This window comes from Polaribacter sp., from assembly GCF_051251875.1.
Taxonomy (GTDB): domain Bacteria; phylum Bacteroidota; class Bacteroidia; order Flavobacteriales; family Flavobacteriaceae; genus Polaribacter.
The window spans coordinates 1-14,940 of record NZ_JBPOGL010000002.1 but is presented as its reverse complement, the minus strand read 5'-3'; the positions used below and the strand labels follow the sequence as shown (position 1 = coordinate 14,940).

Genomic DNA, 14,940 nt, shown 5'->3' with positions numbered 1-14,940 from the left:
TATTTATTAAACTTAATATACTATAGACAGATGAAAAAAACATTACTTTTTATTTCATTATTCTCGTCATTTTTAATAAATGCTCAAGCAGAACCTTATTATAGTGACGTAGATTTAACTGCTGAAGGTGTAGCCTTAAAAGATAATTTATCAACAAAAACAATAGCGGCGCATACCAACATTTTATCCTATGGTTGGGATGCTTTACAAGCTACAGATGTTAATCCAGAAAACAGTTCCGAAGTTTTATTAATCTATGGTTATTCTGCTTCTGGTACTACAGCAAGAACAAGTGGTGTTAATAATATTTGTAGTTCTTCATGCCCTGATGGATCTTGGAATAGAGAACACACGTATGCTAAATCTTTAGGAACGCCTAATCTTGGTACTTCAGGTCCTGGGGCAGATGCACATCATTTACGCCCTTCAGATGTTAGTTTTAATAGCCAAAGAGGTAGTTTAAGGTTTGCTGATGGTTCTGGTAATGCTGGTAGTGTTTCTGGTGGATGGTATCCTGGTGATGAATGGAAAGGAGATGTTGCTAGAATGATGATGTACATGTATATTAGATATGGTAGTAGATGTTTACCTTCAAATGTAGGTATTGGAAGTACTGCTTCTACTCCTGATGAAATGATTGATTTATTTTTAGAATGGAATGTAGAAGATCCTGTTTCAGATTTTGAGAGACAAAGAAATACTTACCATACTTCTGGTCAAAGTTACTCGCAAGGTAACAGAAATCCGTTTATAGACAACGCTTATTTAGCAACAAGAATTTGGGGTGGAGACCCTGCTGTAGATTCTTGGGGAATTTATACTTCTTCAGATACAGAAGCACCAACGGTGCCAACAAATCTTGCTTTAAGTAATATTACAACAGCTACAATAGATGCTTCTTGGACAGCTTCTATAGACAATGAAGCAGTTACCAAATATGAAATTTATGCAAATGGTACTTTACATGGAGAAAGCACTACTACAACATACACATTAACTGGTTTAAATTCTAACACAGCATACGCAGTTACAGTTTTAGCAAAAGATATTGCAAATAATAAATCTGCACAATCTACGGCAGCTAACGCGACCACTTTAGCAGACACTACTGCCCCATCAATACCTACGAACATAACTATTACTAGTGAAACAGGTACAAGTTTTAAAGTGAATTGGACAGCTTCAACAGATGATACAGGCGTAGCTAGTTATGATGTTTATGTTGATGGAAACTTAAACGGAAATACAACAGAAACTAATTATCAAGTTACTAGTTTATCCGCTTCTACAACCTATAGTGTTACAGTTTTAGCAAAAGATAGCGCAAACAATATGTCTTCACAATCTACGGCTGTAAACGCTACCACTACAGATGGAAGTAACAATATTGTTGAATTATTTTTCTCTGAATATGTGGAAGGAAGCTCTTACAATAAAGCCATTGAAATTGCGAATCTTACAGATAACTCTATAGATTTATCTACGTATTCTGTGCAAAGACAATCTAGAGGAGCTTGGGAAACCGCATTAAACTTGAGTGGTACAATTGAAAATGGAGATGTTTATGTTATCACTAACAGTTCTACAACCGATCAACACTTAATTGATGAAAGTGATTTAGGCATCCCTAATGTTACTCCAATGACTTTTAATGGTGATGATAGAGTTGGGTTATTTAAAAACGGTGTTTTAATTGATATCATTGGAGATTTAGACGGAACTACAGAATTTGCAAAAGATGTTACTCTTAGAAGAAAACTATCTGTATCTAGTCCAAATACTACATATACAACCAGCGAATGGGATGTTTTAGATAAAGACACTGTAGATGGAATTGGAGTTTACGATTCTAATACAGCAAGTGTACATGATAATGCTTTAAATAACATTAAACTATACCCGAACCCAACAACCGGAAATACATTATATATAAGTACTTCAGAAAATACAAACGTAAGTATCTATAATTTATTAGGTAAAGTGGTTAAAACGGCAACTATTACAAAAACTAAAAATAATTTAGATATTTCTAATTTAGCCAAAGGTATTTATATTGTTAAAATGAATATCAAGAATGCAACAACCTCTAAGAAATTAATTAAAAATTAATTTCTTTTAATCTTATTTTCAAAAAAGACTGCTTTCGCAGTCTTTTTTTTTGGTTTATAACCTCGTGAATAACTCTTAAATTTCAGCAAATTAATTCATTAGTATTAATTTGAAAAAAAGTAAATTTGCATTTTTACAACAACACCCAAATAAAACATAAAAATGATTCATTTCTTTGGAAATATAGACAGCAAAATATTCGCTGTTCAAACAACAGAAAAATTAACTACAGAAACTATTGCAAAATTGACTTGGTTATTTGCCAATCAACCTAAAATAGAAGAAACAGCAATAGATGCTTTTTTTGTTGGACCAAGAGCTGCAATGATTACTCCTTGGAGTACAAATGCTGTAGAAATTACTCAGAATATGGGAATTTCAGATATTATTAGAATTGAAGAATTCAAAGCTGTTTCAGAAGATTTCACAGGTTTTGATCCTATGATTTCTGAAAAATATAAAGGGTTGCATCAAGATTCATTTACCATAGACATTCTACCAGAAGCAATTTTAGAAATAGAAGACATTGCCGCATATAACAATCAAGAAGGATTGTCTTTAAGTGATGAAGAAGTAACCTATCTAGAAAGTGTTGCTACCAAAATAGGTAGAAAATTAACAGATTCTGAAGTATTTGGTTTTAGTCAAGTAAACTCAGAACACTGTAGACATAAAATTTTTGGAGGAACATTTGTTATTGATGGTGAAGAACAACCTACTTCCCTTTTCAATATGATCAAAGAAACGTCTAAACAATTTCCGAATGATATTGTTTCTGCCTACAAAGATAATGTGGCTTTTGTAAAAGGACCAAAAGTGGAACAATTTGCGCCTAAAACGGCGGACAAACCAGATTTTTATCAAACTAAAGATTTTGAATCTGTAATATCACTAAAAGCAGAAACACACAATTTTCCAACAACTGTTGAGCCTTTTAACGGAGCTGCAACAGGTTCTGGTGGAGAAATTAGAGATAGATTGGCTGGCGGAAAAGGTTCTTTACCATTAGCAGGAACAGCAGTTTACATGACTTCGTATTCTCGTTTAGAAGCCGATTCTAGTTCCGCTAAAGACCAGAGGTATTGGGAACATAAATTTGAAGCTAGAGATTGGTTGTATCAAACACCAATGGATATTTTAATAAAAGCATCAAACGGGGCATCAGATTTTGGAAACAAATTTGGACAACCTTTAATTACAGGTTCTGTTTTAACTTTTGAACATGAAGAAAATTCTTCTTCTAGTACTGCTAAACCTAGAAAATTAGGCTTTGACAAAGTAATTATGCAAGCCGGTGGAATTGGTTATGGTAAAGCAGATCAAGCTCTAAAAGACACACCAAAAGAAGGTGATAAAATTGTAATTTTGGGTGGTGAAAACTACCGAATTGGAATGGGTGGCGCTGCAGTTTCTTCTGCAGATACCGGTGAGTTTGCTTCTGGAATTGAATTAAATGCCGTGCAACGTTCTAATCCAGAAATGCAAAAACGTGCTGCAAATGCAGTTCGTGGTATGGTAGAAAGCGATGAAAACTTTATTGTTTCTATTCATGATCATGGCGCTGGTGGACATTTAAATTGTTTATCAGAATTGGTAGAAGACACTGGTGGTAAAATAGAATTAGATGCTTTACCTGTTGGAGACCCAACTTTATCTGCCAAAGAAATTATTGGTAACGAATCTCAAGAAAGAATGGGATTGGTTATTGCTGAAAAACATTTAGATACTTTACACAAGATTGCAGATAGAGAACGTTCTCCTATTTATGATGTTGGTGTAGTTACTGGAGATAATCGTTTTACTTTCGAATCTAAAACCTCTGGAGAAAAACCTATGGATTTAGCTCTAGAAGACATGTTTGGTTCTTCTCCTAAAACTGTTTTAACAGATACCACAATTGTAAGAAATTATAAAAACTCTAGATATAAAGTTAAGAATTTTAAAAATTACTTATCTCAAGTTTTGCAATTAGAAGCTGTAGCTTGTAAAGATTGGTTAACAAATAAAGTAGACCGTTGTGTGGGTGGTAAAGTTGCCAAACAACAATGTGTTGGCCCGTTACAAATTCCGTTAAACAACGTTGGTGTAATGGCTTTAGATTACAAAGGAAAAGAAGGAGTTGCAACTTCAATTGGCCACTCGCCTATTTCTGCTTTAATTAATCCAGAAGCAGGAAGTAGAAATGCAATTACAGAATCTCTTACTAATTTAATGTGGGCGCCTTTAAAAGAAAACTTAAAGAGCGTGTCGCTCTCTGCAAATTGGATGTGGCCTTGTAAAAATGAAGGTGAAGACGCTCGTTTATACAAAGCTGTAAAAGCGGTTTCTGAATTTTCTATCGAATTAGGAATCAATGTGCCAACAGGAAAAGATTCTTTATCAATGAAGCAAAAATATACAGATGGAGAGGTAATTGCTCCAGGAACTGTTATTATTTCTGCTGCAGGAAACTGTAATGCAATTGGTAAAGTTGTAGAGCCTCTTTTACAAGTTGATGGAGGAAACATTTACTATATTAATATTTCTCAAGATGATTTTAAATTAGGAGGAAGTTCTTTCCATCAAGTTTTAAATACCATTGGAAATGAAGCGCCGGATGTTAAAAATTCTGCATTCTTAAAGAATACGTTTAATACCATTCAAGAATTAATTAAAGGTGATAAAATTACTGCAGGACACGATGTTGCTTCTGGTGGATTGATTACAACCTTATTAGAAATGTGTTTTGCTGATGTTAATTTAGGAGCAGATTTTGATATTTCTTCTTTACATGAAGAAGATTCTATAAAAGTATTATTCTCAGAAAATTCAGGAATTGTTTTTCAAGCAGATGCTTCTGTTGAAACCGTTTTATCAGAAAATAATATTGAATTCTTTACTATTGGTACTACTAATAATTCAGGAACAGTAAATATAAAAAACTACGAAGATAGTTTCACTTTTGATGTTGCCGAAATGAGAGATGTTTGGTATAAAACTTCTTTCTTATTAGATCAAAAACAAACCGCTAATAACTTGGCGCAAGACAGATTTGATAATTATAAAAATCAGCCTTTAACCTATAAATTTCCAGAGAATTTTACGGGTAAATTACCTGTAATTGGTAAAGAGAAACCAAAAGCGGCAATTATTCGTGAAAAAGGTTCTAATTCTGAACGCGAAATGGCAAATGCAATGTTTTTAGCCGGTTTTGATGTAAAAGATGTACACATGACAGATTTAATTTCTGGTCGTGAAACCTTAGAAGACATTCAGTTTATTGGAGCCGTTGGTGGTTTTTCTAATTCTGATGTTTTAGGTTCTGCTAAAGGTTGGGCAGGAGCATTTAAATACAACGAAAAAGCAAATACCGCATTAAAAAACTTCTTTAAAAGAGAAGATACATTGTCTGTTGGTATTTGTAATGGTGCGCAATTATGGATGGAATTAGACCTAATAAACCCAGATCATAAAGTACATGGTAAATTAGTGCATAATGATTCTCAGAAGCACGAAAGTTCTTTTACTTCTGTAAAAATTCAGGAAAATAATTCTGTAATGTTATCTAGTTTAGCAGGAACAGAATTAGGCGTTTGGATTTCTCATGGAGAAGGAAAGTTTAACCTGCCAGAAGTTGAAGAAAACTATAATATTGTAGCAAAATATGGTTATGAAGGATATCCAAACAACCCAAATGGTTCAGATTTTAACACAGCAATGCTATGTGATAAAACCGGAAGACATTTAGTAACAATGCCTCATATTGAGCGTTCTACTTTTCAATGGAATTGGGCTAATTACCCAACACATAGAAAAGATGAAGTTACACCTTGGCTAGAAGCTTTTGTGAATGCAAAAAATTGGATTGATAGCAAAAGTTAATACTTATTTTAAGAATGAAGATTAAAAACGACAGACTTAAAAATTATATTTATAGCAATACTGATAGTACAATAAGAGGTAGATCAAATTCTTTAGTAGTAAAAGATTTAGAGTTTTCGGAAGATTACCAATCTGTACAAGCAAAAATAAACGGCAAAAAATACGACATCCGCTTTTATGGTTTACAAAGCGGCATGATTTCTAGTTCGTGTACTTGCCCTTATGATTGGGGAAATGTTTGTAAACACGAAGTTGCTGTTGCGTTTGAAATTGATAATTTTGTAGATTCTTATCAAGAAACTTCACCAATTATTAGCCCCAAAAAAGAAACCAAACCAAAAATTACATATTCTAAAGTAGAACCAATCTTAATTCCTTTTAAAGGTACAAAAGATATTAAGGAAAGCTTTTTAAAAAAAAATGCTAATAATCGCTCTTATGATAGATATAAACATTATTATGATACAGTTAGCCTGATAGATTCAAAACCAGAATATTTACATTTTAGATTAAATCAATATAGAGATTATAACTTTTTTGATATTCAACTTCGTAAAAAAGGGGAAACACTCTCTCTTTTATGTAATTGTACAGCAACTAACAAAACACTCTGCTCGCATCAAGTACATATTTTAAGGCATATAAATGAAGAAATGAAACATGCTTTTCTTTCAGATGAAGAAATGGATGGATTAAAAAATAATTTATTAAAAGAATACGGATTTTCTATAAAAGATAATGATTATGCTACCTATTTTTCTTTTGAATTTATTAATAATGAATTGACTGCAATTCCTAAAGAAAAAGGAATCTTAAAATTTGCAGCGCATACAAATATCAATACTGTTTCTGAAAATTTGTTCTCAGATTTAAAAGTTTTTGAAGATGAATTACCTGTACTTCCTAAAAAAAGCAATAGAAAACAAAAACAAGGTATCGCCTATTCCTTTTCATTTTACAATTCTAATGAATATGTACCTACAATTGCAACTCCTCTTACAGGAAATTTAAATAAAGATGAAACAGCATTATTTTCAAAAATAGAAGAAATTACTCCGGAAACTGTTTTTTACACAAATTCCTCTCTAATTAAAGAAGAACAAACTCTTTTAGAATTAGCTTTTCAGCTTTCTGAAAACCGTTTAGCTCAGTTTAATAAAAAAGAATCTTTAAGTTTAGAAAAACATAGTTTAATTCATTTAAAAAAACTATTGCCACTTCTTAAAAACAAACGCGTCTTTAAACTTTTAGATGATGACAATGAAAGAAAAATTAGCCGTAATTTTCTTACCCCTATTATATTTAGCACCAATAGTAGTATGCTATCTTTTAAAGTGATAGAAGAACTTCATTTTTTTAATCTTAAAAGCTATATTACAGTTAACGGAAAAACAAATCAACTAAATATTAAAAAAATTGGCAATAATTTTTTATTTACGATTGTTAAAAATGCATATTATTTAAATAAATCTATCAATTACTCTAAAACGCTTCTTTTCTTTAAACAAAATCCTGAAATTAGAATTCCTAAATCTGATTTTGACACTTATAATACTACATTTATAATCCCTTTATCAAAAAAACACAAAGTAGATTACCAACATCTAAAAAAGAAAAAAGAAATTATTGAATATACTGATGCAAAAAAACAACTTTATATTTCAGAAACCGACAATCATATTGTATTAAAACCTATTTTAGAATACAACAATCAGTTTATTAATATATTAGGTACACACAACTTTCAAGAAGTAAAAGACAATACAGTGTATACTTATCAACAAAATGAGGAAAAAAATAAAGCTTTTATAGATTTAATTGCTGGTTTACACCCAACTTTTAACGAAGAGCCAAACAATGATTTCTTTTTTTTAAACCATGATGAGTTTATAAAAGATATGTGGTTTTTAAATACTTTTGAAAAATTAAAAGAAGAAAATATTGAAATTTTTGGTTTAGATGCTTTAACCAAAATGAAATATAACGCACATAAACCCACCATTTCTATGAATGTAAGTTCTGGAATTGATTGGTTTGATGTGAATATAGATATTGCTTTTGGCAAAACAATGGTAAGCTTAAAAGATGTTAAAAAATCAATCTTAAACAAAAGTAATTATGTTCAATTAGGTGATGGAAGCATTGGTATTTTACCAGAAAAATGGATAGAAAAATATACGCATTTATTTAGGTCCGGAGACGTAAAAAAAGACAGTATTGAAGTTTCTAAATACCAAATTTCTGTAATAGACAGTTTGTATGAACATTTAGATGACCAAAATAATTTAGTACAACAACATCAATTATTTAAAGAAAAATTACAAACTTTTAATACCATTGAAAAAATACCACAACCAAAAGGAATAAAAGCTACTTTAAGAGATTATCAAAAAGAAGGATTAAATTGGTTAGCCTTTTTAAATGAATTTGGTTTTGGTGGTTGTTTAGCAGATGATATGGGGCTTGGTAAAACGCTGCAAATAATTAGCTTTTTTAAATACATAAAAGATACTAAAAAAAGTAAAGTACCACATTTGGTTATTGTACCAACATCGCTCATTTTTAATTGGCAAGAAGAAATTATTAAATTTTGTAAAACATTAAAAGTACTAGTTTTATCAGGTATTGACAGAGAAAAAAATAGCAATAATTTTGAAAAAAATGATATTGTTTTAACTACTTATGGTACTATTTTAAGAGATCTTAATTACTTAAAAGAATACACTTTTAACTATATTGTTTTAGATGAATCTCAAGCTATTAAAAACCCAAATTCTCAACGTTTTAAAGCTGTTAGATTGTTAAAATCTGAAAATAAATTGGTGTTAACAGGTACACCAATAGAAAATAATACATTTGATTTATATGCACAAATGACCTTTGTAAACCCTGGTTTATTAGGTTCTATGGCACACTTTAAAAAGGAATTTTCTACGCCCATAGATAAAGAAAAAAACACCGATGTTGCTGTTGATCTTCGCAAATTGATCAATCCGTTTTTACTAAGACGTACCAAAGAACAAGTAGCAAAAGAGTTGCCACCAAAAACAGAACAAATATTATACTGTTCTATGGAAAATGAACAACAAAAACTCTATGATGCTTATAAAAATAAATATAGAGATTATTTACTTAAAAAAATTGATAGTGATGGTTTAGGTAAATCGAAAATGTATGTTTTAGAAGGATTGACCAAACTTAGACAAATATGCGATTCCCCACAATTATTAAACGATGATGAAACCTACACTTCGCAATCAATAAAAATAAAAGAATTACTAAAACATATTAACCAAAAAACTGGAAAACATAAAATATTAATTTTTTCTCAGTTTGTAAAAATGCTACATCTTATTAAAAAGGAGTTAGAGCAATCTGGTATTTCTTTCGAATACTTAGATGGAAAAACTAAAAATAGACAAGAAAAAGTGACTAATTTTCAAAACAACACTTCAGTAAGGGTATTTTTAATTAGTTTAAAAGCTGGTGGTACGGGTTTAAATTTAACAGAAGCAGATTATGTCTATTTGGTAGATCCTTGGTGGAATCCTGCTGTAGAAGCTCAAGCAATTGACAGATGTTACAGAATAGGACAAAACAAACACGTTTTTGCCTATAAAATGATTTGTAAAAACACCATTGAAGAAAAAATTATACAACACCAACTTACCAAGAAAAAACTCTCTTCAGATATTATTCAAACGGATGAAAGTTTTGTGAAATCACTGTCTAAAGAACATATTATAAAATTATTTGAATAATCAATTTCTTAAAACAGCATCCTTTTTATAGCTTTTTTAATTAATGTTATTATGAGGAACGAAACAATCTTTTTTTTAATAATGAGATTGCCACATCACCCAAAAAAGCATGATTTGTAATGATAACTATAATTACTTTGATGGAGTATTGAAATATACCTACAAGGTTTTGGAAACCTTGCAGGATTTTTTTTAGATTTTCAGGAAAATATATTATTTAACAGACTCATAAATAGTGATAAATTTTATGCGGAAACAATTACATAATTAACCAGTTCAACGATTACAAAAATGTTAAAATAGCTTTTTTAATTAATGTTATTATGAGGAATTAAGCAAACTTTTTTTTAAAAATGAAATTGCCACATCACGCAAAAAAGCATGATTTGTAATGATAACTATAATTACTTTGATGAAGTATTGAAATATACCTACAAGGTTTTGGAAACCTTGCAGGATTTTTTTGTCTTTTAGGGTTTGCGTTAGGGATAGAACGGTCTGTTTGAGCTCTCACGCTTTTTTGCGTGAAGCGAGTAGTGAAAGCCCGACCTTTGGGAACGCCCATAATAATTTTAAAAAAAAGTAAAGTGCTATTTTTAAGATTTTTAAATTAATAGTATTAATTTTTTGACTGTTTTAAGCTAGATAATTCTTAAATTTAACTCATGAAAATTATACCTACCATCATTTTATTGTTATCCTCTGTTTTTAGTTTTAATGCTCAAACATCTAACTCTAATAAAGTAAAACGCTATTTTTATAATGACAGTATTGTATCTTTTGAAAAGTGGTATGGCAATGACAACAAATTAGATAGTGTTAAAACCTACCACAAAGGAGGTCAAAAAAATGAACAATTTTATTACCTTAATGGAAAGTATCACGGAATTTGTACAAAATTTAATTTTTTTGGAAAAAAAATAACCACTTGGAATTTTAATAACGGTAAGTTAGTTGAACGCACAGACCACATTATGGAGTTCAATAAAAAGGATGAAGAAAAAATAAAAAACATGCATGTAAAACTAAAGGAGCTTAATGAAAAGATAAAAGCGAACCCTAGGTTTACTAAATATAATTTTCACCGTGCACGTATTAGACACCATTTAGGCAACAGAATATTGGCGCTTAGTGATTATAAATTGATAAGAAAAATTACACTTAAAACAGCCGAAAGAAAAAAAGAAAAACCCTCTGGTAAAAAACTCGGTAGCATATACGATATTATGGGATCAATTTATGCAGGTTTTAAAATGAAAAACCACGCTTCTCATTATAAATATGAGGCAATTAAAGCTGATCCGGAAAATTATAGATTAGTTTATAATCTAGGAGCTTATCTGTATGGTATAAAATCATATAAACTTGCTAAAATATATTTAGATAAAGTTTTAAAGAAGAACCCAAATCATGATTTTGCCAATAGAGTATTAGCTGCATATTACTCAGATTTTGAAGAGTATGAAAAAGCAAAACAACATATAGATATTGCTTTTAGGTATGAAAAAAATTTATTAAGATTGGGTTACGGAAGTATTGAACGAGATCTTAGAACCTTAAGAGGTTTTATTTTACATAATTTAGGTGATAGCGAAAATGGTATTAAAGATTTAGAAAAAGCAATTGAACTAAATAAAAACAACTCTTATGCTCATAGAAATCTTGGTGTTGTGTATTATGACTTAGACGAATATGAACTTGCTTGCACATATTTAAATAAGGCGAAGGAATTAGGGTTTGAAAAAAAGCATTGTAAATGTGATTTAGAAACCTATTTAGATTTGGCTTGTAATCATAATTCCGACCAAAAAACAGTGTTGGTTACTGAAGATAATACCTTAGCAATACCAAAATTAAAGGACAAACCATTTTTGTATCCTAATCCTACAAAAGGAATTACACAAATTGCCAATTTTAATTATGATAATTTCGATTTTTCTGTATTTCAGTTTGATGGAAAACTCCTAAAAAAAGGAGTTTCTACTAATAAATCTATAGATATTTCTAATTTACCCAACGGAATTTTTATTTTAATTATTTCAAAAAACGGTGAAAAGGAATCGTTTAGAATTATTAAAGAGTAAATAAAAAGCTAATTCCTTATAAATATTTATAAATACTAAAAATTGGTCAACCCAATAATTCTACAAAAAAAGTATTTCTAAAAGAGCCTTTTTTATTGCTTTCAAAATTAAAAAGGTCGCATTAATTATTTAATAAGCATCATGAAAGTACCAGAAAAATATCAATTTATAGTTGCATTAGGAAAAGCATTACATGTTTATGGAATTCCTTCGTATAAAATTCAAACTTACTTAACTGAAGTTGCTGAACTACAAGGTATCACAGGTAGTTTTATGGATTCTCCAACATGGATAAATTATGTTTTTTATGAAGATGAAAACTCTTATAATTATGTTGAATGTGTGCCTCCTGGTTCTTTAAATTTAGGTGCTTATTCTAGAATTGCAGAATTAACAAATAAGGTGATTGATGCCAAGATAAGTAATAGTCAAATACATGAAGAATTAAAAAATATACATGCAAAAACAAAAGTTGTAAATCATTTCAAATTGGTTTTAGCCTATGCTTTTTCTGCGGGCTCTTTTAGTGTTTTAATAGGTACTAATTTGGTTTCTTTTTTGGTTTCTTTTTTATTAGGTGCGTTGGTTTATTTTTTAGTCTATTTAACTAGTAAATCTCAGTATTTAGAAAACGTATTTGAATCTTTAAGTGCTTTAATAGTAACCATTATTTGCTGTTCAATAACTTTAATTTTTCCCAACTTAAATTTAGGTTTAACTATATTATCTTCCATTATTATTTTTATTCCTGGTTTAGCAATTACAACGGCTTTAGAAGAAATAACATCTAAAAGTTTAGTCTCTGGAGGTGCAAAACTTTTCGATTCTATTATTTTATTATTCAAACAATTTTTTGGTGTTTTACTCGGTTTGGCATTAATGACCTCTATTGTAGAAATTGATTTAACATATCATGTATCTGAATTGCCAAAATGGACCATTCTTTTTGCTATTCCTATATTATCCATAACACTTTTACCTATATTTCAAGTACGAAAAAAAGACATACTTTTTGGTGTTCTTACAGGTGTTATTGCTTTTTTTATGACTGTTTTATTGTCTGGTTATGGTGTTTTAGTTAGTACTTTTATAGGAACTTTAGTGGTAGTAGGAATAAGTAGTTTATTTAGCATTATTTCCAAAACTCCTAAAACAGTCTATTTAATTCAAGGAATTGTTATGCTTGTGCCTGGAAGTAAATCTTTTATGGGCCTAAGCAATTCTTTTTTTAACCCTGCTACAACTACAGGTTCTGTAAATTTATTTGAACAAGTTGCTTTTATTCTTATGGGTATTATTGGAGGTTTGCTTTTTGCCGGAACATTTAGAGATAGAAGACCTAAAAATAATTAATATTTAGCACACTTTGCAAGGAGGAATTACAATAATTTGATAGACAATAGTTTAAAAAAAAATCTTAAATTATCATGTATATTCCTATTTTCTATTTGTAATTTTTCTTTTTCATTCTAGAACGCATTTGCCTTCTTAACAACAAAAATCCGTTGCTTACACTTCTTTTTTTTCTTAAAACAGGAATACTTAATGTAACCAACAATGCAATACAGGCCGCAGAACCTAAGCCTCCTCCAAAACCATTAAAATAGCTACTTGTATTAAAATAAATAATAGTAAAAACAATACCTGAAAACCCAATTAATAAATAATCTGACATTACTTTAGAAGATACCATGCCAATAAAGGAAGCACCAAAACAAACTAGTGGTATATTTTCTGTTAAATAATTAGATAATAAATTTGGAAATATCACCACAAACAAACCTGCTAAAACACCCACCAAAGCAGAAGATCTTACCGGACCTTGCTTAAATTTTATTTGTAAAAGAAAGGTGAGTATTGATGAAGCACCTCCTATTAAAATTAGTATGAAATATTCTACAACCATTTAGAAAGTAAAAATGTTATAAAAAAAGCCAAGGCAACACCGCCAAAAGCTAAGGTTCCTAATTTGCCTCCAATACCATGAAATGTATCTTTTGTACCTACTAATAAAAACCCACTTATTACACTTGCCAAGGCAATAAATATATAATCTGGCGCAATATTTACATTTGTCATCCCCACAAAAGAACCACAATAAACAGCCGTTGGCATTCCTTTTATAAAGTTATTCTTTTTAAAAAAAGCAGGAACAAAACTTGCTACCAAACCAACTATACTTGCAGATAAAACACTTCCTATACCTAAGATAGCACTTAAAACATAGGTAATAATAGCTCCAAAAAACACAAAACCTACCGTTAATACATTTTCTAAATCATGGTTTTTGGCTTTTAGTGATGTTTTTTTATACCTAAATATCAGTAAGACAATTACCAAAATAACAAATACCGAAATATAAATATTTTGCTGCTTTTCATATAAAATTGCAGCTAAAAAACCTAAATGACTTAGTAATATTAAAATAAAAGAAATATCTTTTACAAGCTTTTTAATCATTGTTTGTATAATACCTTGCAAAAATACTTAATAATACTTTTTAATGCTTTCTTTTTATAAAGCATTTTGATATAAATTTCTTGAATTTATGTTGATACAATGAGTTTGTCTAAATTGTCATTTTTATTTTCTAATACTTTTTAAAAACACTTCTTTTAAAAAATAAAATTAGCTTATAGAAAAATCTAAAGGCTGATTTACATTAGGGATAGCAGCGGCATCCTTTTTCCACCAATAAGCGTTGTTGAGAGAAACGAAGCAATCTGTTAATCGAATATGAGATTGCCACATAAAGCTGAAAAAGCTTTATTCGCAATGACAAATCTGGGTTTTACACACAACTTGTCATTCCGACAAAGGAGGAATCTCATAAAGCGCATAAAGAGTTAATTTGATCATGTGATTCCTTAATACTTCGGAATAACAACTTTGCGTTTTACACTCAACTTGTCATTCCGACAAAGGAGGAATCTCATAAAGAGCATAAAGCGTTAGCTTGGTTTTGTGATTCCTCAATACTTCGGAATGACAGCTTTGGATTTGATACACAACTTGTCATTCCGACAAAGGAGGAATCTCATAAAGCGTATAAAGAGTTAATTTGATCATGTGATTCCTTAATACTTCGGAATAACAACTTTGCGTTTTACACTCAACTTGTCATT

7 protein-coding genes are annotated in these 14,940 nt (G+C 30.1%); 5 read left to right on the top strand and 2 right to left on the bottom strand.

Annotated features, from left to right (window positions below; all coding sequences use genetic code 11):
- Positions 1-30: 30 nt before the first annotated feature.
- From ACSHW5_RS01240 to ACSHW5_RS01220, 5 genes are all read left to right on the top strand, one after another.
- Entirely contained in the window at positions 31-2,109 is a 2,079-nt protein-coding gene (locus ACSHW5_RS01240) for an endonuclease (protein ID WP_435674281.1), read from the top strand.
- A gap of 162 nt (positions 2,110-2,271) precedes the next feature.
- Positions 2,272-5,970: a phosphoribosylformylglycinamidine synthase gene (gene purL / locus ACSHW5_RS01235; RefSeq protein ID WP_435674280.1), complete on the top strand. Its 3,699-nt coding sequence runs from the start codon at positions 2,272-2,274 to the stop codon at positions 5,968-5,970.
- A 14-nt stretch (positions 5,971-5,984) separates the two neighbouring features.
- Positions 5,985-9,731, top strand: a complete 3,747-nt coding sequence (locus tag ACSHW5_RS01230) for an SNF2-related protein (protein ID WP_435674279.1) — start codon at positions 5,985-5,987, stop codon at positions 9,729-9,731.
- 665 nt (positions 9,732-10,396) lie between these two features.
- Positions 10,397-11,815 carry a T9SS type A sorting domain-containing protein gene (locus ACSHW5_RS01225; RefSeq protein ID WP_435674278.1) on the top strand — a complete coding sequence of 473 codons (1,419 nt, stop codon included), beginning with the start codon at positions 10,397-10,399 and terminating at the stop codon, positions 11,813-11,815.
- Between the two features lie 141 nt (positions 11,816-11,956).
- Positions 11,957-13,168, top strand: coding sequence for a threonine/serine ThrE exporter family protein (locus ACSHW5_RS01220; RefSeq protein WP_435674277.1), 1,212 nt, complete (start codon positions 11,957-11,959; stop codon positions 13,166-13,168).
- 91 nt (positions 13,169-13,259) lie between these two features.
- On the opposite strand, the gene ACSHW5_RS01215 is transcribed toward ACSHW5_RS01220, so the two are convergent.
- Both ACSHW5_RS01215 and ACSHW5_RS01210 read right to left on the bottom strand, forming a co-directional pair.
- Positions 13,260-13,721 carry a hypothetical protein gene (locus tag ACSHW5_RS01215; protein WP_435674276.1) on the bottom strand — a complete coding sequence of 154 codons (462 nt, stop codon included), beginning with the start codon at positions 13,719-13,721 and terminating at the stop codon, positions 13,260-13,262.
- Entirely contained in the window at positions 13,712-14,275 is a 564-nt protein-coding gene (locus ACSHW5_RS01210) for a hypothetical protein (protein ID WP_435674275.1), read from the bottom strand. The genes ACSHW5_RS01215 and ACSHW5_RS01210 overlap by 10 nt, the downstream gene beginning before the upstream one ends.
- Positions 14,276-14,940: the final 665 nt, after the last annotated feature.